The organism is Pseudomonas sp. SC11 (assembly GCF_047039205.1).
In the GTDB taxonomy this organism is placed as follows: Bacteria; Pseudomonadota; Gammaproteobacteria; order Pseudomonadales; family Pseudomonadaceae; genus Aquipseudomonas; species Aquipseudomonas boreofloridensis.
This window is the reverse complement of record NZ_CP178183.1, coordinates 2,178,010-2,201,886: the sequence shown is the minus strand read 5'-3', so window position 1 is coordinate 2,201,886 and position 23,877 is coordinate 2,178,010. Positions and strand designations below refer to the sequence as shown.

General features: G+C 56.4%; 18 protein-coding genes. 12 read left to right on the top strand and 6 right to left on the bottom strand.

Annotated elements, in window-relative coordinates:
* Positions 1-8 precede the first annotated feature (8 nt).
* The 3 genes from ACK2SD_RS10155 to ACK2SD_RS10145 form a co-directional block, all read right to left on the bottom strand.
* Entirely contained in the window at positions 9-1,037 is a 1,029-nt protein-coding gene (locus ACK2SD_RS10155; protein WP_412462037.1) for an AraC family transcriptional regulator, read from the bottom strand.
* A gap of 68 nt (positions 1,038-1,105) precedes the next feature.
* The gene (locus tag ACK2SD_RS10150; protein WP_412462036.1) at positions 1,106-5,578 is read right to left on the bottom strand and encodes an NEL-type E3 ubiquitin ligase domain-containing protein; all 4,473 of its coding nucleotides are present in this window, start codon (positions 5,576-5,578) and stop codon (positions 1,106-1,108) included.
* A gap of 84 nt (positions 5,579-5,662) precedes the next feature.
* A complete protein-coding gene (locus ACK2SD_RS10145) occupies positions 5,663-6,523 on the bottom strand; it encodes a LysR substrate-binding domain-containing protein (protein WP_412462035.1) in 861 nt (286 codons plus the stop codon).
* Positions 6,524-6,634: 111 nt separating this feature from the next.
* Here ACK2SD_RS10145 and ACK2SD_RS10140 point away from each other — a divergent pair, with 111 nt between their 5' ends.
* Positions 6,635-7,741, top strand: a complete 1,107-nt coding sequence (locus tag ACK2SD_RS10140) for a 2-aminoethylphosphonate--pyruvate transaminase (RefSeq protein ID WP_412462034.1) — start codon at positions 6,635-6,637, stop codon at positions 7,739-7,741.
* A gap of 32 nt (positions 7,742-7,773) precedes the next feature.
* Entirely contained in the window at positions 7,774-8,601 is an 828-nt protein-coding gene (gene phnX, locus ACK2SD_RS10135; RefSeq protein ID WP_412462033.1) for a phosphonoacetaldehyde hydrolase, read from the top strand.
* Positions 8,602-8,668: 67 nt separating this feature from the next.
* On the opposite strand, the gene ACK2SD_RS10130 is transcribed toward phnX, so the two are convergent.
* A complete protein-coding gene (locus tag ACK2SD_RS10130; protein WP_412462032.1) occupies positions 8,669-9,229 on the bottom strand; it encodes an NADPH-dependent FMN reductase in 561 nt (186 codons plus the stop codon).
* Between the two features lie 154 nt (positions 9,230-9,383).
* On the opposite strand from ACK2SD_RS10130, the gene ACK2SD_RS10125 reads away from it, so the two are divergent.
* The gene (locus ACK2SD_RS10125) at positions 9,384-9,602 is read left to right on the top strand and encodes a hypothetical protein (RefSeq protein WP_029614166.1); all 219 of its coding nucleotides are present in this window, start codon (positions 9,384-9,386) and stop codon (positions 9,600-9,602) included.
* 32 nt (positions 9,603-9,634) lie between these two features.
* Here the strand turns inward: ACK2SD_RS10125 and dnaQ are convergent, their stop codons facing one another.
* Entirely contained in the window at positions 9,635-10,384 is a 750-nt protein-coding gene (gene dnaQ, locus ACK2SD_RS10120; protein ID WP_412462031.1) for a DNA polymerase III subunit epsilon, read from the bottom strand.
* Between the two features lie 125 nt (positions 10,385-10,509).
* On the opposite strand from dnaQ, the gene ACK2SD_RS10115 reads away from it, so the two are divergent.
* The 9 genes from ACK2SD_RS10115 (at position 10,510) to ACK2SD_RS10075 (ending at position 22,816) form a co-directional block, all read left to right on the top strand.
* Positions 10,510-11,721, top strand: coding sequence for a tyrosine-type recombinase/integrase (locus ACK2SD_RS10115; protein ID WP_412462030.1), 1,212 nt, complete (start codon positions 10,510-10,512; stop codon positions 11,719-11,721).
* On the top strand, positions 11,718-13,412 hold the full coding sequence (locus ACK2SD_RS10110; RefSeq protein WP_412462029.1) for a site-specific integrase: 1,695 nt from the start codon (positions 11,718-11,720) through the stop codon (positions 13,410-13,412). The genes ACK2SD_RS10115 and ACK2SD_RS10110 overlap by 4 nt, the downstream gene beginning before the upstream one ends.
* A complete protein-coding gene (locus ACK2SD_RS10105; RefSeq protein WP_412462028.1) occupies positions 13,412-15,484 on the top strand; it encodes an integrase in 2,073 nt (690 codons plus the stop codon). Before ACK2SD_RS10110 ends, ACK2SD_RS10105 begins: the two co-directional genes overlap by 1 nt.
* Before the next feature lie 17 nt (positions 15,485-15,501).
* Complete coding sequence (locus ACK2SD_RS10100; protein WP_412462027.1) at positions 15,502-15,933, top strand: hypothetical protein; 432 nt, start codon at positions 15,502-15,504, stop codon at positions 15,931-15,933.
* A 185-nt stretch (positions 15,934-16,118) separates the two neighbouring features.
* Positions 16,119-17,102, top strand: coding sequence for a hypothetical protein (locus ACK2SD_RS10095; RefSeq protein ID WP_412462026.1), 984 nt, complete (start codon positions 16,119-16,121; stop codon positions 17,100-17,102).
* A 391-nt stretch (positions 17,103-17,493) separates the two neighbouring features.
* Positions 17,494-18,099, top strand: coding sequence for a hypothetical protein (locus tag ACK2SD_RS10090; protein ID WP_412462025.1), 606 nt, complete (start codon positions 17,494-17,496; stop codon positions 18,097-18,099).
* 42 nt (positions 18,100-18,141) lie between these two features.
* Positions 18,142-21,300: a hypothetical protein gene (locus ACK2SD_RS10085; protein WP_412462024.1), complete on the top strand. Its 3,159-nt coding sequence runs from the start codon at positions 18,142-18,144 to the stop codon at positions 21,298-21,300.
* A 244-nt stretch (positions 21,301-21,544) separates the two neighbouring features.
* Positions 21,545-21,916, top strand: a complete 372-nt coding sequence (locus tag ACK2SD_RS10080) for a histone-like nucleoid-structuring protein, MvaT/MvaU family (protein WP_027615070.1) — start codon at positions 21,545-21,547, stop codon at positions 21,914-21,916.
* Positions 21,917-21,994: 78 nt separating this feature from the next.
* Positions 21,995-22,816, top strand: a complete 822-nt coding sequence (locus ACK2SD_RS10075; protein ID WP_412462023.1) for a hypothetical protein — start codon at positions 21,995-21,997, stop codon at positions 22,814-22,816.
* A gap of 249 nt (positions 22,817-23,065) precedes the next feature.
* Here ACK2SD_RS10075 and ACK2SD_RS10070 read toward each other — a convergent pair whose 3' ends face one another.
* The gene (locus tag ACK2SD_RS10070) at positions 23,066-23,821 is read right to left on the bottom strand and encodes a hypothetical protein (RefSeq protein WP_027615072.1); all 756 of its coding nucleotides are present in this window, start codon (positions 23,819-23,821) and stop codon (positions 23,066-23,068) included.
* Positions 23,822-23,877: the final 56 nt, after the last annotated feature.

Here is a 23,877-nt window from a genome sequence, read left to right as displayed (position 1 = left end):
CGCGCAAATCAGTCGGAATCGCTTGCCTGGCGGGTCTGCACCAGCGTGCGGTAGTGCCCGGGGTTGCAACCGAACCATTTGCGAAAGGCTTTGTAAAAAGAACTGGCATCGGCAAACCCGAGACGCTCGGCGATCTCGGCCATCGCCACCTGCGACTCGCTCAGCCAGGCAATCGCCAACTCTCGTCGTGCGCTGTCCTTGAGCCCCTGGTACGTCTGCCCCTCCTCGGCGAGACGGCGGCGTAACGTCGATACCGACAGGCACAGTTGGGACGCCAGACCGTCGGCGTCTGGCCAGGCGTCGGGGGGCAGGCGCAGCAGATCGCTGCGTATACGCCGCGCCAGGCTGTCGGGATCGCGGTACTTGACCAAGATGTTGGCCGGCGCCTGGGCCAGGAAACGCTGCAACTCCTGGGGAGTGCGGCGGATCGGCAGGGCCAGACAGTCCGCGGCGATGATCATGCGCGTACAGGGCCGGTCGAACTGCAGGTTCTCCGAGAACATCACGCGATAGTCGTCGCAGAAAGGCGGTTCAGCGCAGCGTAACTCAATGGCCAGAATAGGGATGCGTCGACCGGCCAGCCAGCACGCCACCCCGTGAACGATCATCCAGAAGGTGAAATAGGTGAACGCCCGGCGCGGCTCGTCGAGTGGCTCACCCAAGACAATTTCAGCCAGACTGTGCTGGCGCACCAGGGTGGGCTGCAGGTCGTCGAGCATCAACGTCAGAAATTCGAGCAATGTCTCCAGCCCTTCACCGACACTCGGCTGCACCCTGCTCGCCCGACACATGAAGGCCAGACTGCCGCTGCGTAGACCCCTTCGGTCCATGGCGAAGAACTCGTCATTGCAGCGGCGCGCCAGCAGACGCCAGAGCCGCGCATAGGCCCGGGCAGGTACCCGCGCGCTGGCCACTTGCAGCAGTTGCGGATCGATTCCGGCCCGGGTCAGCAACGCGGCCACGGGAGCGTCCTGTGGGCAGGACTGGACCAGCGCCTCGCGCACCAGTTGCATGGAAATGCTGTCTTTCTCGCTCATCGCCTGCCCAGATCGCCCTGTGCGAGCCATCTTAGAGGCAACGAAGAAAAACACCAGCCTCCCTGCGCTCAATCGACCCGCTCGCCCGCCTCCTTGGCCAGTGCCTGCTGCGTCAAGGCCAAGGCCTTGGCCTGGACCGCGCTGTCACAGGCCTTGGCAATGGCTTTGGCCTGGGCATCGTACTGCGCGTCGGTCATGCTCTGGCGATCAGCGTAGAGCGCCTCCATCTGCTCGGCGAAAGGTTCGCGGATCAGGTCGAATGCACGCCTGTGGCGCCGTTGCAGATGATCGAACCAGAAGCTCCGTTGGCTGATGTCCAGCGCCAGGCGGTCGCTGGCTTCGGCCTCACGGACTGCGGCTTGGGCAGCGCTCAGGTCCTGCTGGCTGACATCGGCGATGGTCTCGAACTGCAACGTACGCGCCTGGCCAGGCAGGTCCAGTTCGCGCGCCAGCCCCACGCGGTAGGCCAGGCTGACCTCGACCTGATCGACATCGGTCCCTCGGGCCTCGCGTTGGCGCATGTCCTGCAGCGCATAGGCTTCCACTTGATCCAGGCGGAAGAACCGACGCGCCAGGCTCAACAACTGCGCTTCGGTATCGGCGCCTGCGGCATCCTCCACCGAGGCACTGAGCATATTCACCTCGAGCAAACCGAAATTGGAGATGACGCTGTCGACACAGGTGCGCGGCTCACTGGCCAAGGCGAAGGTGCGCTCGCGCAAGGTGGTATTTTGCTCGAGCCTGTCGAACATCGACCACAACCGCGCCTCCAGATCAGCTCGAGCCAGGCTGAAGTCGCTGGTTTCGGTCAGCTCCGAGACGAGCGTGAAGAAATCGCCACTGCCCGCCTCGGCCAGCAGGCGATTCCATTGCGCGGTGCGCAGGGCGCGCTGGGTCGTATCCAGACGGTCCATCCAGCGGCTGATCTGGAAGGCATCGCCTTCGCTGCTCAGCTCGCTGTCGGAGGTTCTGCTGGGCTCGAACCACAACTCCCGGTAGACCTCCGGCAGCGGATTGCCCGCCAGGAACAGCCTGCGCCGCCAATCCAGACGCTGGGTTCGCAGAGCCTGCGGTAAGTCACTGATCTGGTTGTCGCGTAAATCCACGGACTCCAGAGACACGGCATGCTCCAGCGAACGTGGCACCTCGGTCAGACCGACGTCGCGCAAGCCCAATTGGCGCAGGCGCGGCAAACGGTCGAGCGCAAGGGTGAAGTTGCCAAAGTGGTTATCGCTCATGTCCAGCACTTGCAGTCGCGGCAGACCGGTCAGCAGTGCAAAGCTGGCATCGTTCATCTGCAACTCATTGTGTGACAAGGTCAGTTCCCGCAAATGCCGGGTGTAGCTGAGCGCTTGCGGGAGCGCAGTGAGCGAGTTGTTGTCCAGATTAAGCGTCAACAGGCTGCGAAACGCTTGCAGGAAGCTGCTGGGAATATCATGCAGCTGCATGTTCGCCAAACTGACTTCGCTGACATGACTGAAACCGTCCTGCCCGCTCAAGTCTGGCAGGGCACCCGCAGCGATACCGGAGAGGTCCATGAACATGCCCGGATCGCCATTGGCCTGCGGCCGACCCGCCTGCCCCTGAAAGCGCCAGCAGCGCTTGAGCTCGTCTGCCACCCTGCGCCGCTGCGGGCGGCGGGCCACGCTTTCGGTGCGTTCTACCCAGCGTTCCAAGGTCTGCTCCAAGCGGGAGAACTCCCGCTCCAGATCCAGCAAAATCGTGAACGGCGAGCCAGGCTGTTCGTCCAGCACTCGCAGGAACAGCTCCAATTGTCGCTCGCTGAAACCTGGATACAGGCTGCGTACGCGATCCTGCAACGTGCGCTCGGCCAAGTGGTTGCCGGCTCCCCGCCCGCTTAGCAAGTAGCCGAAGCGCCGATCCGGCAACCGTTTCGGTGCACGGAAGGTGGGCTTTGAAGCGGTGATGCCCATCAGTTCGCGGAGCTTGGCGCGGTCGCTGGGTAGACGCTGCTGCAGGCTCGCGCGAAGGGCTGCGACCCCCTGCTCGCCGGAGCATTCCAGGCGCGTGCGCTCGCCCTCCGGCAGGAAATGCCACAGCGTTTCGACGAGGCCCCTGGGCCGAAGGGGCATGGGGTACACCGGTACGCCGTTTTCATGAACCCACATCTGCCCGTCACGCCAGACCAGCACCTTGGGCATGACGCCCCCCTGTTGAGGGTAAAGCTCGGCGACGAGCCTGCCTTGTGCCGAACCCTCGCGCACCTGGAAGTTGATCTCCGGCGGCCAGGCAGGCGCTTGGCGCAACAGCGCGAACACCAACCCTGGCAGGTCCGGATGATAGGCATTGTTGAGGTAGAGCCCCTGCAAGGTGCGGCATACCCTTGCCTGCTGCAAGGCCAGCCTGGCCCGTTCGGCCAGGGCCAGGTCCAGGCTACCCTTGACCCTCAGCCGCTGCTGCTGCTGGGTGCTGGCCTGCTCGAGCAGGGCCGCGGCATAGGCATCGGGCAATCCGGGGAAGTCCCGTTGGATGATCGCCACCGCGCCGTCTTTCGAGGCGCTTTCGCTCAAGTGCGCCATGAGTTTCTGTCGAAGCGCAGGCGCCTGGTCCAGAATGGCTTGCGTGCACAGTGGTGCAGCGCGCTGCTCGGCGGGCAATTGCGCCAGGCAATACTCGAACAACTGACTGTCATGCAGTTGCGGCTTTTGCCCAGTGGCCAGGAAGAATTTGTCGATGCGTGTATCGGCCGCAAAACGCTGTAGCGTATCGCGCAACGGTACCGGCAACGCCCGCTGCTCGCTCACCAACCGACGCAGCTCGGCATGCTCGATATCGGCGACCTTCAAGATCAAGTCGATGCGCGTGGCGTCCAGCTCCGAGGACACTGGCCACAGGCGCTCCAACAGGCCAAAGCCGCCGTGCCACTCCTGCGGGCGCTGCCAGGCCAGACGCCAACCGTACTCACCATTCCATTGCAGCGCCGGCGCGAACCCTGGCTGGCCATCCGTGCGCTCGAGGCGCCATTGACGGGTCAGCGGATCACGACGCACGGGATGAAAATGCCCCTCGTACAGCCACCAGCGCTGGTCGCCGTGATGATACAAACCGTCTGCACCACGTGATGCGTGCGGCGGCTTGCGTGCCACGCGAAACGGTGCAAGATCCTGCGACCACAAGCTGGCGGTATCCGAGGCCGGCTCCACCGGAACCAATTCGTCGACGAACGCGCTGCGCTTGAAGCCACGCGCCACCGCCACACCACCCGCGGCCCCCAGGGCGTTCACGGCGACCACCTCGGCCACCCCGAGCATATGCTCGAGGGCTTCATGCTGATGCCCCCGCGACCAGTCGTGCACGGACTCGTAGAGTTCCTCCAACACCTGAACCACGGTCGCAGCCAGCATGAGCTGTCCCAACTGGGGCACGAACACCGCAGCCAGTTGCAGCAGGTTCAACCCGACCTCTTGCAAGGTCTGCAGACGGTGCAATCTGACCTGGCTGTCGACGTCAGCCACCGGCACCAGCAAATAGCGAGCGTCCTCCTTGATCCGCGTCACCTGCAGCCTGGCGAGTTCATCGAACAGCTCAGCACCGGCCGCCTGCCCGGTCACCTCCAAGTCTGGGACCGGATCGCTCAGGCGTTTGCGCAGGAGCAGTTGCCACTGGCTTTTCGCCTCAAGCGCAATCAAGGCAAACAGAGCCTGAGCCTGCCGAGGATCCCTCAACAGGGTCACCAGATGGGCGTTGAGGTCCTCCAGATTGGCGAAGCGCTGCAGGGGATGGTGGGGCAGGTAGAGCAGCAGGCCGGCGCTGGGGCGGGCCATGTGCTGCGATCCGGCATCGGACAGTTCGAGGATCAGCGCGCCCAAGAGCGCGTGCCCTAGCACGGACAAGTGCTTGATGGCCACCGCCGGCTGCCTGGGGTTCGGCGCTGCCTGCTCGCCCAAGGTGTGCTCGAGGTTGACGACATCGGCTTCGGTGATGCCCTGCTGCAGGCCTGCGAGCTCGACCGCCAGGGCCAGACGCTTGCGCTGATCCTGCGCCAGCAACTGGCTAACCGATGCATTGAAAAAGGTCTGCAGGTACGTTTGGTACTGCGCGCCGACATCGGCGGTACGGCACGCCTGCGCCAGTTGAGCACTGTCCACCACCACGGCCGCGGCGGCGGCCGAAGCGCCGCGGCGCAGTTCAATCAGCCCGCTCTTGGCATCGAAGCTCGACCCTGAAGGGAAGTTCTGCATCAGGTGGCTCATGGCCGTGTCGTAGGTGTAGTGGTCGCGTAGCGCTTCAGCGCCCATCATGCTGTAGCTGTCCCAGCGCTCCCGCCAGATCGCATGACGCAGGTCGACCTTTACCTTGAACGTGTGCTCCAGAACCGCGCTCAGCCGTTCTCGCGCGAAGGGTTCGGGGGCTGCCAGACTCTTGAACAGGGCCTGCAATCGATGCTCGATCACACGGTGGTCGTCGAAGCGGGTGCGCAACGCGGCAATCTGCTCGACAGACGCGGCATGCAGCCAGTCGGGCATGTGTTCGGAAATGAAGCGGTCGATGTGATCGGGTGAGGCGACGGCGCTAGCCATGTGAGGCTCCTGGTGAGGGATCGCTCACCACCTTGTCCGATCTCGGCCAGGGCGCTCAGCAGGAACTCTGCCCCGCCACCGCCTTCACGTACCGGCCAATGCCATGAACGCCTGGATCAGGCGCAGCTCGCGTCGGCGCTCCAGGCAGCCCACCCAGTGCTGATTGACCAGCCCCTCGCCCGTCAGACACAACGCTACCAACCTAGGGTCATGGGACAACTCGGTGGACGACACCACGCCGATCCCCAATTCAGCGGCCACGGCTTCGTTGACCGCCTCGCGACTGCCCAGCTCCAGCAACACCTGGGGTTGGATTCCGGCCACGGCGCAGGCCTTGTCGAAGGTGCGGCGAGTGACCGCACTCGGCTCGCGCAGCACCATGACCTGTTGCTCCAACGCGGACAGCGGCAGCGCCTGCTGCGAAACAGCCCAGCGGTGGCCGACCGGCAGCAGCACGCAGAGTCGCGACTGACACAGCGGCTGCAGGTACAGCCCCTTGCGCGGCTCGGTTTCAGTCAGTACAGCGACATCGACATGCTCGCCCAGTAGCGCCGCGAGGGTGTCCTGGGCATTGCCCAGGCGCAGGTTGACGCTGATACCCGGATAGCGCTCACGCAATTTAGCCAATATGGGCATCACCCGATGCGGTCCATCGGCGGCCACCTCCAGGCGCCCACTCAACAATTGACGATTGGCCTCGAGCATGACCTGGGCTTCCTCGGCCAAACCGAACATCGCTCGCGTGATAGCTGCCAGCCGCGTGCCCTCCTCGGTCAGTTCCACGCGCCGGGCAGTGCGTCGTAACAGTGTGATCTGGTAATGCTCTTCGAGCGCCTTGACGTGTCCGGTCACCGCTGGCTGGCTGATGAACAGACGCTCTGCTGCGCGAGTGAAGCTGCCCTCACGCGCGACGGCGTCGAACGCACGAAGCTGAAACAGATTCATATCTATCGGCCTTACTTATGACTGGAATACCTACAAACAATTTGATTGATGAACTCGACCATTGCAACCTGACCAAGTCGATTTCTGGCCCCTGCCACGCGAGGATGCACAATGCGCGATGCCCCGATTCTTCTCACCCCAGGCCCGCTGACCACCACTGCGCGCACGCGCCAGGCCATGCTGCTGGACTGGGGCTCCTGGGACGCGGATTTCAACACCATGACGGCCAGCGTGTGCGAACAGTTGCTGGGCATTGTTCAAGCTAGCGCCAGTCACTGCTGCGTTCCCCTGCAAGGCAGCGGCACCTTCGCCGTCGAAGCGGCCATCGCCACCTTGGTGCCCCGCGAGGGCAAGGTGCTGGTACTGATCAACGGGGCCTATGGTGAGCGCTTGGCGAAGATCTGCCAGGTGCTGGGTCGTCGTTTCACGCCAGTGCGCAGCGACGAGGCTCGACCGACCTGCGCTGCCGAGGTAGATCGTCTACTGGCCGACGATCCCACGCTGACCCATGTGGCGCTGATTCACTGTGAAACCAGCACCGGCATCCTCAACCCGCTGGTCGACATCGCCGAGGTGGTCGCCGCACAGGGCAGAGGCCTGATCATCGACGCCATGAGCTCGTTCGGCGCCCTACCCATCGACGCCCGTCAGGTCCGCTTCGAGGCGCTGATCGCCGCCTCGGGGAAATGCCTGGAGGGGGTGCCGGGAATGGGCTTCGTCCTCGCCGAGAAACACGCACTGAATGCTGCGGCGGGCAACGCCCAATCCCTGGTTCTGGACCTGCACGACCAGTATCAGTACCTCGCGCGCACCGGCCAATGGCGCTTCACACCACCGACTCACGTGGTGGCCGCCTTGCAGGCGGCACTCGAGCAGTACCAACAAGAAGGGGGATTGGCTGCGCGCCATGCTCGCTATCAGGAGAACTGCAGGATCCTGCTCGAGGGCATGGCCACGCTGGGCCTGCGCAGCTTCCTCCCAAGCGCCTGCCAGGCGCCGATCATCGTCACCTTCCACGCTCCCCGAGATGCCCGCTTTCAGTTCAAGGATTTCTACGAGCGGGTCAAGGCCAAAGGTTTCATCCTCTACCCCGGCAAGCTGACCGAGGTCGAGACGTTCCGCGTTGGCTGCATCGGCGCAGTCGGCCCCACCCAGATGCACGCCGCGGTCGATGCTGTCGCCCAGGCGTTGCGCGACATGCATGTCGTAGATCTGTGAACCCTGCCCCCGAACTTCAGGACACGCCCTCAATGAACTACCGCAACCCGACACACCTGCAAGCGGCGATCCTCGACTGGGCCGGCACCGTCGTCGACTTCGGCTCATTCGCCCCCACCCAGATCTTCGTGGAGGCGTTCGCCGAATTCGGTGTTCACCTGTCCCTCGAAGAGGCCCGCGGCCCCATGGGCATGGGCAAATGGGACCATATCCGCGCCCTGTGCGATCTTCCACAGATCGCCGAGCGCTACCGCCGAGCCTTCGGCCGCACGCCGACGGACGATGACGTCACAGCCCTCTACGAGCGCTTCATGCCTTTGCAGATCGAGAAGATCGCCGAGCATTCGGCGTTGATACCGGGTGCACTGGATACCATTGGCGAACTGCGGCACGCCGGGCTGAAGATCGGCTCCTGCTCCGGTTACCCGAAGGTGGTGATGGACAAAGTGGTCGAGCTGGCGGCGCGCAACGGCTACATCGCCGACCACGTCGTGGCCACCGACGAAACGCCCCAGGGTCGCCCGTGGCCAGCCCAAGCCCTGGCCAATGTGATCGCCTTGGGTATCGAGGATGTGGCGGCCTGTGTGAAAGTCGATGACACGCTGCCGGGCATTCTCGAGGGACGTCGCGCCGGTATGTGGACCGTGGCGCTGGTCTGCTCCGGCAACGCGCTGGGGCTGACCTGGGAGCAGTACCAGGCCCTTGAGCCGCAACAACTGGATGAGGCGCGACAGCGCATTCACGCCCAATTCGAAAGCGCACGCCCGCACTATTTGATCGATACCCTCAACCAACTGCCAGAGGTGGTGGCCGATATCAACCGGCGCCTGGCCGAAGGGGAGATGCCACAGGCGTGTTGAGGGCGTCTGGAGGTAGAGCGGCAGGCGGATCGAACCGCTGCCGCTTCACCTACCGCAACCCGAACCCTCAGACCGCGCGGTTGAGCTTCACCCACGAGGCGAATTTGTCGATGAAGCCCTGCAGGAACGGCCGGGTCTTGTCATTGAGCTTGCCGGCCTCGTCGAACAGGGTCGCCGCCCCACCAATGTAGGCCTCGGGCATCTGCATGCAAGGCATGTCGAGGAACACCAACGCCTGACGCACAGCGTGGTTGGCGCCAAAGCCACCGATCGCACCCGGAGACACACTCACCACCGCCGCAGGCTTGCCACTCCAGGCGCTCTGACCATAGGGCCGTGAGCCCACGTCGATGGCATTCTTAAGCGCACCCGGCACAGAGCGGTTGTATTCCGGGGTTACGAACAAGACCGCATCACAGCGGCGGATCTCATCGCGAAAGCGCTGCCAGGGCTGTGGCGCGCCCGCTGCCTCGACGTCCTCGTTGTACAGCGCCAGATCGCCGATTTCGACGATTCTCAAGGAAAGGCTGGACGGTGCCAGCTCAGATAGAGCACGTGCAACCTTGCGGTTGTAGGAGTCCTTGCGCAGGCTGCCGACAACGACCGCGACCGAATAGACCTGACTCATGGCAATGCATCCTCTGCGGGGTAAGGGGGACTGTGTAGTTATAGATGACAGTGTTTCCCGGCCAAGGTTTTTTTCCGCCGCAGGAAAACTTCCCACCCTCCTCGTTTGTCTATGGCTACAGATATTTCTCCATATTTCAGAGGTTTCAATCCACATGGCAGCAGTAATGGTCGGCCAATTCCATGCCCGCGACGCCGAAGGCCGCATCTACCCGGTGCACGAGTTCCAGGAATCGACCTTGCAGCCGGACGGCAGCACGTTGGGCTCGCCGATCACCACCTACCGCCTGGCCATCGGCGATCGCGTCAACTACTTGGGCGAGGATCGCTTCGAGCTCGCTCAGAGCGGCGTGGAGATCGTGCGCATTCCGTGAACAGAGGTGCTCAAGCCTGGCCAGAATGAGGCTCAGGCTTCGCTCAGTGTTTCCCACAGGGCCGGCCCACCGGCCGACTTGGCAATGGCCGCCAAGCGCTCGGCATGGGCCTGTAACTCCCCATCGCTGGCCATGACCACCCTACCCGGCTGGCGCCCGACGATGCGTCGGATCTCGCTCCCCGAACGACCTTGACCATCGTCCTCCTCACCGCCCTGCCCAGCCAGCGACAGACTGGTCTGGCCACCGGTCATCGCCAGATAGACGTCCGCCAGCAATTCCGAGTCGAGCAGCGCGCCGTGCAGGTCGCGGCCGGAGTTGTCGATGCCATAGCGCTTGCATAGGGCATCGAGGCTGTTGCGCTGACCCGGATGACGGGCCCGCGCCATCATCAGGGTGTCGAGAATGGAGCAGTGCTGAGCGATGTCGGCACGGTCGTCCTGGCCCAGCAGGGCGAATTCGTTGTTGATGAAACCAACGTCGAACGCTGCGTTATGGATGACCAACTGCGCGCCCTTGATGTAGTCGAAGAATTCTTCGGCCACATCGGCAAAACGCGGTTTGTCGAGCAGGAAGGTATCGGTGATGCCGTGCACGCCAATGGCGCCCTCGTCGCTTTCGCGGTCAGGCTGCAGGTAGACGTGGAAGTTGCGGCCGGTCAAGCGCCGGCCGATGACCTCGACGCAACCGATCTCGATGATCCGATGGCCTTCGCTGACCGGCATACCGGTGGTTTCGGTATCGAGGACTACGAACCTTTGGGGAGATTTAATGTCAACCATGGTACCTGCTTCTCCTCTTTTTAACCTTTAAACACATGATAACATGGAGAAATACCTCGGCCAAGCGTAAACAGAAAATGTAAACGGTGATTGCTCTACCACAGCACACCGGATAAAATGTCAACATGACTTTCACAATCCGATCCTACATTGCCCAAGATGGCGAGCGCTTCTCCTTACTGTTCAGCCCAGGAGACCTCGGTGCGCCCATGGTCTACCCGACGGCCTTCATTTCTCACAAGCTGAGAATCCATAAAACCCATGAAACGCAAAAAGCTGCGCTTGATGCGATCCGTCGACTCAGTCAGTGGGAGCTGGATCGTGGAATCAGTGTGGTAGACAGGCTGATGGCGGGCACTCTCCTAACTGTCACCGATGTAGACAGCCTTGCCCAGCATGTGAGAAGCAGTCGCCATGGCAAGAAAGGGACTGTAATTTCATCAGACAAATTCAATTCCCACTGGACTTTCATTCAGCAGTACATAGCGTGGTTGACTGACATATTACTCCCTAACGCCGATGACGCTAACGTCCGAGCACTAGTGGGGGATCAGGCTGAACGGCTAAAGAAAAAAGCTCTTCATCGCTCAGGCTCCGATGCTCGCCGTCGCCAACAAATCTTGAATGAAAAACTTCCTGAGTCAGTCAGAGTGGAGCTGCTATCAATCTTTAATGACCCGTTCCAAGGTCTTATTGGTTCGACGCACTATGGCACTCGGTTACGCAACGTGGCCATGATCCGAATCCTCTATGAAACGGGCATGAGGCGCGGCGAGCTTTTGTCTCTAAAGCTAAAACACTTCATTGAGGCCAGTGGTGGCCAGAGTGCTTACTTAGTCATAGAACGCAACCACAACGACGAACTTGATCGAAGGGCCAATCAGCCAGTGGCGAAAACGCTAGGCCGCGCTGTACCTATAACTGAAGGATTGGAGAGTCAACTTCTGCAGTACAAGGCTTATCATCGTGCAGAACTCGCCAATGTGAGTTTCAGCGATGAGGGCTTCCTCTTCTGTGTTCACACGGGACGCACTGAGGGGCAGCCATTAACCATGGGGGGCTTCAGTACGGCATTTGAAAACTTCCTCAAGCACTTTCCAATCCTGAGCAAAGCTTTGCATCCTCATGCATTGCGCCACGACTGGAACTATAGGTTCTCGCAGCACGCCGACAAATTAGGCATGTCCGAAGAAGAAGAAATAGAAGCCCGCGAAGAGTCTATGGGCTGGGTTCCCGATTCGAGCATGGCGAAAGTATATAACTTGAGACACCGCAGAGAAAAAGCCATGGCTATCGGCAGAGTGGTGGCACGCGACACCGAGAGGCCCACAGAATGAGCCAGGCAAATAAAAATAATCCTGCACTTCAGGAGCATGCGCATGAACGCCCCCAAGATGTACACTCTCTTAGTGCAAAGGACGTTGCCCTAGACCTGAATGCGACTGCGCGAACAGCAGCAGGTGGAAGAGTGCTCTGGGAAGATGACACTCTAATTCACCTTGGCCACCGAAGAATTGATTGCCAGAAATTACTAAGCCACTTCTCAGAAGAAAAGAAAGCATCCTTCAAGCAACACGTCCTGACCTTTGTTGACAGTCAGCGCTTTGCCACAAGTGTGGTAATGTACCTTGTTTCATCATTTTGCGTTGCATCCAAAGACAATCCATTTGATGCAATCGATACCAAATGGGTCAGCACCGCCATTGAGAACTACTCATTTCGCAAAAGAACCTTTCCAGCTCGAATTTTTCTGGATTACTGGAAAGACCGCTACCCTAGCGCTGCAACCGATGCAGCCTTAAATTTACTTACACAAATCGCACCTCCACCTATCACATCCAGCGACGTAAACTCTGACGACCCAGATAAGAGCTGGCTTACCCAGGAAGAGTATGATGATGTCGTCCACAGCACTTGGCAAAACTACGATCAGACTGGGCTGACTCAGCCCGCACTAATGCGCCTCCTTGCATTACAGTACGCCCGCCGCCCAAGCCAGATGGCAGCCCTAAAATTTGAGGACTTAAAGACTGGCGAAGCCAAGATCATGAAAGGCGTTAGCGAAAACGAAATACACTTTCCCTCAGCTAAAGAACAGGGAGTGGAAATCGAGTTTCGCGGCGGAAAGTTCGAGCCGCACCCTATCGCCGATCACCTATGGAATATGCTCGAAATTCAGAGAGCAGAGGTTAAAGCTGCGTTCGAAAAAGAACTGGGCATAAACCTGACCAATGAAATGACTAGACAGCTTCCCATTTTCACTTCCTTAACAAGAATCAGAAAGTCATCTGAGATAATCAGATCCACTCTTAACTCGAATCCTGTAGAAATGCTGCGCGATGAGCTATTCCATCTTAATGCTCATCGTATCGGCAGGGTAATCGCCTTCACGCATAACACTGGCCTCGTCAAATTGTCACATTGGCATTCAAACCTACCAGATATGCCGGTAAGCCAGCGTACAGGTCGACCGCTAAATTTGAATGCCATCCGACTTAGGCACACCCGGGCGCGCCAGCTTGCTCGTATGGGCATGCCTAAAACCGTACTGTCGTATTGGCTAGGTCACAACCATGATGGTGCGATTGACTCCTATTACAACGACCCTGCCGAAGAAGCGCGAAAGCTCGATGAAAAGATGGGAACGGGGCTTGCCCCTATAGCTCAGGCGTTCCATGGTCGCATTATCGCTACGGATGCTGACGCCACATATCCAGATGACCCTTCAAAACATCTTGAGTTTGCAAACGCAGGCAAACTCAAAGACGTCGGGAAGTGCGGCTTCTACACTTTTTGCGGCACTTCTTCGATTCCACTCCCCTGCTACAGGTGCAGGAGTTTTGAGCCGCTGATGGACGCCCCTCATGAAGAGGTTCTGGAAGTACTGCTATTCCGCCAGGCCCAAGAGAACGAGATCGTAAAACTTGGATCTCAGCGTAACGCCCTCATTCCGATCGATCTTTCAGCGGACATCCGCGCAGTGGAACGCTGCATTCAACTGTGCAAAGCGAAACGTGAGCAGAAGTAATGGCGCCCCATCTTAAGCTTGTCAGCTTCAATCCTAATCCGAAGCTCAGCCCGACTAGTAATCTCAAAGCGCTGATCAAGTACTGTCGAAATGAGCTTGCCTTATTTTCAGACGACCCAAATTTTGACTGGACAGCATCTTCCTGGCCAAGCCCATCTCGCGATTCACGAGTCCGGTTTACAAACTACGAGAACTCGGGACTTCACCATTCACGTGAGGCGACAGATGATCAGCTGATGCATCCAGCCTTTGCGGACATTGCCAAGTCGTACCTGCGCTACTGGCACACTATAGCGCCTCATAGAAATGCAGGCCGAGAGATGCAGGCGCTGAGATGTCTAGAGAAAGCGCTTGTGGACGACATGTGCGTCCCAGACATAACCAAAATCAAAATTAAACATTTCAATACAATCTGCTCCCTTGCCAAAAAATTTGCTGCCCCTGAGTATGTCGTTACCACCGCCGTAAATATCTTAACCTGGCTATCAGAGAAACTTGTCGTTCCCGCAGAGGTCATCCGATGGGAACATGGGTACATCAAGGAAAATTCCTACCACAATCGCCAAGGGGCCAATGCCCCCGATGAAGTAAAGGTTAAGAAGTCTGCGCATCAAGACGCATTCTTGAGCATTGCCGACGTGTTCAGTAAGCCTCTGAGCCAACTGGATGACAGCGACATCATGGTGACGTCGATCACAGCGCTATTGCTATCGGCGCCAATGCGTATCGGGGAAACGCTCCACTGGCGCAAGGACTGCTTGAGAACCGACAACGACAAGGATGGAATTTCGCAGCGCTACCTCGCCTACTACGTCCCGAAGACACGTAGCTTTACCCGCAAAGCCGTCCCCAAAACGATGGGTGAGGTTGCACAGGAAGCAGTTGACCGCCTGATCACCATCACCGATGAGGGGCGTAAACTCGCGCTGTACATGGAAGGTAATCCTACTAAGTTTTATAGGCATGCCGATTGCCCAGACGTACCTGATGATCAAGAACTGACGAGAGACCAAATCGTTCAAGCACTGGGGTTCGCTAACTCCAGCGCTTGTGAACGCTTTATCAAAAGTCACACTGGTAACTACTCGCTAAAGGGCTTTACTCTGGATTCGCTATGGCAAATCGTCTTGGCGGAGCATCAAGCCCAAAATCCGCACTTCCCCTACCAAGAACGCCCTCAGAAGGAACTTAAACCGCTCAAAATGAGCGAATCCCTAATGTGTTTCCGGCGCTTACAGTTCGGCGCACGTTCAGGAACCAGTCCGGTGCTACTGGCCCCCTTCAACCCCGACTATTACCGGAAGCGATTGGACAGTAACGTCAAGCCTGACCGAAAAAATCAGCGCCCACTGTGTTTCTTCACAAAGCATGGCCTAGACCCCCATAAGCTTAATTCTCACAGCCTGCGCACCTTCCTGAACCGGCTTGCGAAGCAGCTCGGGGTCACTGTCGAAGAGATCACCGAATGGAGTAGCCGCGCCTCCAAACGCCAGTCCTATACCTATCTTCATGAAACGGCAGAGCAAAAGCTCGAAAGGGCATCATCGATCATGGAGACAAAGCAGGAGCATGAAACCCTGCAGCCCGTGAGCGAGGATGAGGCTGCCATTTACGGCCAAGGCCCCTATCATCGGAGTAGGTATGGGATCTGTCGACGAAGCTGGCGTGCTGGCCCTTGTATCAAATTTGCTGACTGCATCAATTGCTCTGAGCTGCTGGCATGCAAAGGCGACAGGGTTGCCCTGGAGACCATCAAGAGCGACCTCACCAACATTTCCCGCACCAGGACGGCTGCGTTGAAGGCAATCGAGGCTGGTGAGCGCTCAGCTTCGCTGTGGCTGGAGAAATCCCAGCATCAAGAACAGAGGCTAATCGCCTTGGTTGATGTGATGGAGAACCCCGAGATCCCGGATGGCTCACCCATCCAAATGACTGGTACTGATTTCAGCCACGAAGCAAGGCTGGTAGGAACCAAAGCCAAGGAAGCTGGGGTTGAACTGCTGCAGAAAGAGCAAGTCGTGCGCGACCACGGCAAGAATCTGCTCGAATGCCTAGAAATGCTTCTTCACTGATCTCGCGGAAAATTTTTATGCCAAAAGTAATCACAGACCAACAGACCCGTGACATCTGCCGAATGATCCAGAATTGGGAAAAAGGGCATAAGCTTGATTGGAAGGCCATCTGCATAGGCGCCAATGAAATTTTGGGATGGCCGACACCACCGACGCGACAAGCCCTAGATAAAAAGCACACGATCAAGATGGCGTATCAAGCCAAAAAAGACTTGCTACGGAAGGAATTAGAGCGAGTCAGCAACTTACCCAGGCCGAAAACCATTAAAGATGGCGCAGAGCGCATTGCCCGACTTGAGGAGAAAATTCAAGAACTCAAGCTCAAGAACGCTATGTATGCCGATATTTTCCGAACGATGGTTCACAATGCAGGTTTGGAGGAGATAACGTACGCACAGCTAATGAAGCCCTTGCCCTCCGTCAAAGAGCCAGTCAAAAAGAAAAAATGACAAACCGAGCCTTATCGGATGATTGATGGCAGTCCACCGGCTATCTTTCCAGTCGAGCCAAAGTATGGGAACGGCTGGGGATCCTAACCTGTATAACTGGAGAGGTATTCAATATGACTAGTGACTCCAACCCGCCAGCATACGCGGGAAAGACGACCGTATACATCGATCAAAATGTCCTATCCATGGCTGTTAAAGAAAAAGACCCTGCCTTTTTCACATCTATATCTGAACGCTTGCAGATCATTTATTCGGATGACACTCTGCGCGAAATCAAACGCAGTGGAAATCCTGAAAAGTTCCTGACTGCTCTAGAAGCCTTGAACGCTATGCACTTCAGATATCGATTCAATGAGCGCTTTGAGCCTACCGGCGAAATGATCCTCCACGAGACTTCACCGGCTCATGCCTACGATAATTATCTTCAGATCGAACCGGTCTACGACATCATGCTGGCGGCAACCCATCAGACTACGCTCAAGCTATACGGAGGACGCAGCGACTCGTCGTTCGCTGACATAGCCGCTGAGCAAATCATCGCCTTTGGGGGCCTCATCGAGAGCCTCAAAGCTCACCTGGCCGAGATCGATCTTACCCTACCTCACCTGCGCGCCCCGATAGAGCAGTACATAGGCAACCTGGAGACTCAGTACGCCCAGGTGTCCGCGATGGCTGCCGGCGAGATGCATAAACACTTGAGCGGTGGGCCAACTCAGTCGGGAGTGAACAATTATCGGACTTCTGTTGGAATCGGGCCTAAGGAGCTCAACAACATAAAGCCGCCCCGTGTCATCGAGAAAATATGGCAGGCCTACCAGCAACTCGAAGGCTACCGCGACATGGGCTACTCGATCGAAAACTTCCTCGGCATCGCGGCTAACTCGCTGTACGGACGGGAGATGCATGTTCATGAAAAGGTCACAGCCATATACAACCTGCTGAACCTTATCGGATACATGAGCGACAGCAAACTGAACCGTGAGAATCGGCATGTCGCCGCCATAAGCGATGCTGCCCATGCGGCAATTGCTTCCCATGCCCACATCCTACTCAGCGCAGACGAAGCTTTTGTGAGCAAGGTGCGAGCGATCTATGAGTACCTTGGCGTGCCAACCGAGGTGGGGCTGGTGGCCCTGGATGAGGGCGGGATCCGAGTGCACACCGAGTAGCAGGCCTCCCTACTGGCTGCTCAATCGTAGGTGGGCGCTCACCAAAGTTGAATGACGGTGATGCCCCAAACTCCGAGCCAAGAGTACAGATGTACTCCTTCCATGTTTGAGGTCATCTAGGGTTTCTCAGGCTGATCCAATTTCAGCACCATCCTGCTGGTTTGTACCGATAACGTCGTCTTCCAGGGCCGCCTGAAACGCCAACTTGTTGCGGTCTAATCGGGCGATCATGCGACTAAACGCCGGCTTGCCCAGTGGCCCGCAACCCAGCCCTCAGCGCTATTTGTTCGCTTTAGAGAAGCATTGAATTATCGAAAATCCTATGCCCGTTCAGTAAGCTACCTGCTCAGGCGTCGACGCAGTGAGCGACCACCAAGGATTTCGGAAGAACATGAGTTCGTATGAGCTGATCAAGGATCTGGAGAGAAAGCTGGGGCTCTACAACGACACGCACCCTTGGCGCGTTGCCAGTCCAAACCCCCTTCACGAGCGGATCGCTCAGTACGTTCTCTCTGCGCAAATTTACCCAAGACCCCTGAATCGAGAAAACGTAACAGCTCTGCTGGAGGGACGAGATTCTTGGCCAACGGTGGAAGGTGCAGAGTTCTGTCTGGCCTACCCAGTGGACGTCTCCGAGCTTGAGCAGGCCCGTGTTATTGCATTCCCGGATGACTACCTGACAGTGCAAGCGAAGGTGCCCTCAACTCCCGGCATGCCGACCAAGCTCCGACATCAGCTGGATGCACATTCCCTCCTGTACGCTCTGAGGCACCTAAAGGATGACTGGGAACCGCCTCAGCTAAGACTTGGGCAAGAAGACATTGTCCCGATCGACCTAGCCTTCCTGTCCGATACTTTTGACCCTCGCGTCGGAGGCTATCGGATGAAGGTTAAGCGTGAGGACGTAAAAGGCGTAGGCACCTATCTCTGGAAACGACTGATAGACGACTCAAATGATCCAGACGCTGCTTTTGCCGAGTACATCACCAGGATGTGATTGGCCACTGGCACAATTGCTATATTCCAAATCGATTTCGATATGGGCATCGACGTCAAACAATTCCTTGAATGCGCCTTAAACTATATCGCTGCAGATAGGAATATTTTTGATAGCTGGGAAGACTGCGCTGCCAATGTCGCTATCAGCCATAGCCGTGTTAGAGCCATCACCAGGAAACCATCTCCTCTAGTGGTGCGGAAGAGACCGGGACAACCTGATGAGGTGAGCCAAGAACCTGAATCCTATTGTGAAGCGCTTGATTTGTCTCAGCTTCACAGCATGATTTACAATTTGTCGAGTGCTCCTCCCACCACGCTCATGGAAGGCGCGAGATGGTGGCGTGATGTAACGCATTATCGATTCCAAGACACTGGAAGCATTAGTGAGCACTTAGTTCACCTAATAATCCAGCGCGAGCAAAATGTCTACTCCCCTAGAGACAGTTTCCCACTCACTCGAAAGCTAATCGAACTAGCCCACCGCTCTCCTAAGTTGACTGGAGCCCTATTTAGCGACGTATATCACCCTCCATATCTTTGCTTCTTGCTCTCCAACCCGGAGACAAATCAATTTGGTTTGATTAGCGCATACAAAAATATCTCTCGAAGCAAACGCCCCATATCAGATCATGCTTCATATGAGAAGGTCTGGGGCGACCTGGTATGGGCACAAGCTCTTGAAGTATTTTACAACAGCTACGAGCAATATTTTCGTACGTCCGACCTACCTGAGGTCGTAGATCGACTTTGCGAAATGATCGCCTGGTTTGCCACCCACGAGATCGACTACAACTCTCGTGACAAGCTAATTGCAGATACCCGACTGCCTAGCCTCCAAAATGCCATAAACACAGTCAGGTATCTGAATGAGTCAGGCCAAGTTAGATACCTTGTAGAAGACCATTCCCAAATACTCATAAATCGGACGGAAGAACACCTCAAGAAAGCTCGTGTTGGCGACCGATATATGCCTCTCGGCGGGTGGCTGATTTTATTCTGGCATCTTGACTGGATTTTATCTTCAGCGAAGTTAAGCCCTACTCCAAGCAGCCATGCCCCAAGTGCATGCAGAGTCTTGATCGAAAGCTATTTGGGGCTCCTGCATGACCGTCTGAATGGCGACACGAACGCGGTTGATGATCCACTCGCCTTTGATGAACTCGAATGGTTGAAGGTCTATACAAACGCACTACCCGAGCAGCGCGAAATCTGGATCAGTGCCCTCGATGATCAACCCGTGATGGTGCCATCAGAAACCATCAAAGAAAAACGAGACACTGTATTCGCCGCTCGCATGCACACCCGCTTGCTACTGAAACTTTTCACGCAAAGTGATGACGCCGTAGAGTACGCAACTGAAAAGCGCATTTTTGCACGCAAAATCATGGGTATTATCGAACGCTTTGGCTTCCTCTCAGAACACCATTCTGGAATTTTTGACTATTTGCATGATAACTCAGACTACAGCCCCGTCAGATTATGGCCAGCGGTCTGTAACGCAGCTAACGAGTTCACTCCGAAAGAATTTCAAGAACTGATTGACATTCTGCAGCGGAGAGAGGCGCCTTTAAGAGCACTATTTATCATGCTCGAACGTACCGTTGCCTATGAAAAAAAGAAACTCGTGCTGGGCCTGGTAGCCGAGCGCAATCTAGAGGAAGCAGCAACAAACTGGACTCCCGAAGCCTTCGATATCATTTTGAAAGCCGCCAACAATGGTCAGATGAAGATCGCCAGAGAATACCTAGACTATGTTAGGAAATACTCTCACAAAACCTTCAAAAACAAAACTATTGAAATATCGTCAAAACTTGACTTGAAAGAGATTTTTGACAACAGAAAAACTACTGATGAAGAAAAAATAAATAAACTCAGGCTCTACGAACCACAATCAGACGAGCAGCAAGTAATCAATGAAGTCCAAAGCTTCAAACGATACCTCATCGCGTCCCTTACTATATTTGTGGATCACGCCAAAGCACTTGATCTGTTCAGCAGTGTACTTGACGTTGAACCAACGCTGCAAAATGCGACAGGCCTAATCAAAGCTGCGCTATCCTGGCCCACCGACACCGCTAGACCCAAACCGCTAGAGTTCTACTTAGATCGCTGGCTGGACACCTACGACGAAACGTTCAAGACGGATCTCCAAGCCAAGCTCAGTGAAGTTGATCTAAATTATATTCTGCAGCTCTGCCTGGCCACAGAGCGTCCTGACGACTTCAAGCGTTTCTGGGGAATAGCATCAAGTCAACAGCAGAAAGCCTATGAGCTGGCCCCGCTGAGAGCAGAGTTCCTCAAGCGCACGGTAGGCCCCACGGAGGCACTGTCTTACCTCCATCAAGTACGAATTACTCATCGATCATTACCAAAGGACGCGGAAGACACAATCGCCGACCTTGAGAAGAGCCTGAGAAGCACTGGCACCATTGAGCTCCCTAGGCCGCTGCCAGCTTTGGGCATTGAGATCGACTCCTCAATTGACAAGCTCCGCCTTGCATGGCTCACCATTAAAAACATGAGTGCGCACGATCAAAGTCAAATTTTCATGAATGCCAAGACCGGCATTGATGAATACCTATTCGAGATCATGGAGCATATTGGCCTGGAGTTACTTAAACGAAACGGAAATCTCCAGCGCAAAAAATCAGCACCCGCATCTACGAGCACGATCATGCTGGATGAGGAAGACATGATTAATGACTGGCTTGTATCGCTCGTATGCCAACGAATGAGCTTCCTGAACTGGACGATGCTTGATCAGTCTCGCACTGGGCGCTCAGGTAGCGGTAAGGGTGTTGGCGAGATTGACGGCTGGGTACGGGATAGCAGGAGCAAGCCGGTTTTCCTACTTGAAAGTTTTAGACTTGGAAGTTCCATTGACACTACAAAAGTCGATGAACACTTGAACAAGATCGGCAGATACAACTCGATGGGTATGAGCCCAATATTCGTAGTAGTATATGCTGCCACACACGCTTTCCCACACCTATGCGAATCCTACGTCAAACACATCGAGAAAAGTGACTATGACGACTTTGACGACGACTACAAAAGCGGCCTAGAGCCTATAATCACTCAAGGAAATAGCTTTAACGCCAGATATTATAAAGAAACACGTAGAATCAATGGATCCGACGTAACTATTTATCACCACTTATTAAATCTCAAACCTCCTACTGACAGTACCGAAGGGTGAGTTGAGGGGCTCAGGAGCCGAGCCACATCACAAGCGATTTTTGCGAGAAATTTAGCTCAGCGACCATGTCACGGTGCAGTACTCGGAGAACGAGCTTACCAAACTGGACGCCAAATCACGGAGCGACGCCTGTTACTTTTCGCTCGCGTCCAGTGTCGCCATGGCAGTAGCCAGCGCAGCAACTGCTAGACTTTGGCCCGGCCACAACTGGATAATGGTTCAACACCCAATTAGGAGCGAAAAAATGTCCCGTCTCGCAGAATTCCGTGCTTTGGAGCAGCAATTGGCTGCCCAGTTGGCCGAGCTTGAATCTCTCAAAAATGATGATGGCCTTAAACGCGAGATCGAATTCGAAAAGAAGCTTCGTGACCTACTGAATGAGTACGGCTACAGCCTGCGCAATATCATCGCGATCCTCGACCCGCATTCTGCAACTCGCCGTAGTACCCCAGGTGCCGTTGCCGAGAAAGGCATTCGCAAACCTCGTCAGCTAAAGGTCTACAAAAACCCGCATTCCGGTGAAGTCGTTGAGACCAAGGGCGGCAACCACAAAACACTAAAAGACTGGAAAGCCCAGTACGGCGCACAGGAAGTCGAGAGCTGGCTGGCCCAGTAAGACCTTGGAGTGGGAACGAAGGGCTCCACGCGGGGCCCTTTTTCATGCAACGTTGACAGCAGGAAGCTGGAAGTCGAAATGACACATAAAGTTTTGGATTGGCGCAACCGACGTGCCTGGTTACAACACGTCCGGTCATACGCAAAGCCTTTGCTGACGCCGAGCCTGGTAGAACTATTGGAACAGCGCAGGCCTCAATGCTGGTCGGACGTCCTGGACTGGCTGCCGAATCACGATGACCTAGTACCAGAGTTCTGCGATCGGATGTCCTCGTTCTATACCCACTTCAAAGCCTTTCACGGGTGCCGCCCTGAGTCGCTTTCGAGCTACTACGAGCATGGGCTTAGGGGGCAAAACGCCGACTCGATCATCAAGAAATTTCGACAGCTTTTTGCGGATCTACCACCGACCAGTCTCGACCAGGCCATCGAGAAGATGAAGCACCGTGAGTCAAGTGAACGGGGCAAGATTTGGCTGTCCGTGGATGACAACAAGATGGTTAGGGAATTCGGTCACTACATAATCAACGGCAGCGAGTACCTCCTGGCACTCGCTGCGAAGCTGGGCGGGGGACGTTACGACGAGGATTACAGGCTCCGGCTGCGGACAATTGGCATTCCGACAGTACTGGAAGTGGACATCCCGATCGAGCTCATTCCACCTGCACAGAAGCTGGATGTAGCGAAAATTATCTTATCGGAATGGGGGCAGCTTCGGACAAAACGCCCCTTGGGTATATCGTCGTCACCGAGCTACGTTGTGCGATCAGACATTCCTGCAGAGTGCATCAAAGCGCACTACCATCCGGCAAAAATTCGGGACTTCCATCACGACATCCCTACCTACATCAACCAGTCTGTGCGATGTGATCACTGCCCACCAGCCCCCGAGCCTGCCTAGACCGGATCCGGAACCCAAGCCGATAATTACGATGGAAGCGCCAGGTTCGAAGTCCTCTGAATAACCTGGGCCTTAAAAGACTTGCTGTAGGTGCGGCGCTCAGCGTGCATTAGAAATCTGATGGGCCAGAAATGGTGTCCACTTAAACTAGGTGGACACCATGGCCTTCAGCAGCACGGTGAGGAAGATGTGTTAACCGGGCAGTTACGCGCCTGGCCCTTGAGGAGATCCCCTAAGCATTCGGCGAGATCAGGCAGCTGCAGTCAGTCCGGCGATAAGCTCCTCTGGGGTAACGATCTTTACGTTGTATTTTTGGGCATAAAGCGTTCGATTCGAGGGGTGCAAGATCGAGCTAGTACCCGCCCCTACACCCGCGTCGTTTGTGCAGAAGTACTCGAAACCGTAACCGTAAGTAGCAGCCAGTGCATCACCATCCATCCATTCGGCAACTCCTTTTGCGAGTTTCTTTTCAGCAATCGGATCGTCTTGGAGCGCGGGTACTAATCCGTTCTGTTGATCATCAAGCATCGCCATCAGTGCCTCCTTCCCGCAACCGAGGGATTCGATGTACCTCACGCACTCGAAGCTCCTGTCAAGACGGTCTTGAAGCTCCAGGGTCTCTGATGCCTTGTGTTGGTTTGCCAATGGATGCCTTGGGGCTCCAATGCGAGGGAGGTGAACGAAGCGAAAGCCGAGCGCTGCTGCCTTCTCAACAGTTGCTTCAAGATACTCCGGGATATCTGAAGGAAGAGTACCCCGAGATTGGCTTTCTACCTCATCGTCGACAGACATCGTAAAAGAAGGCCGGTAGCCCTGAAGGTAGGCTTTCCGCGCCTTTCTTGGAATAGCCTCCAAGTTCACGATCCCCTCGAAGAAAAAAGGCGTGATCGCTTGGGTGGTGATCTGGGTGTAGAGGGCCTGGACAGCCGGGGATGCGACTGCTCGCTTGGCTTCGTCCGCGATCTGTTCCCAGACGTTGGAGTCAAAAACAACGGGGTTGCTCATGATGCTTCATTCCTTGGGGCGGGAGGGCGAGAGCTTTCTATGGGGGCATCACGTCA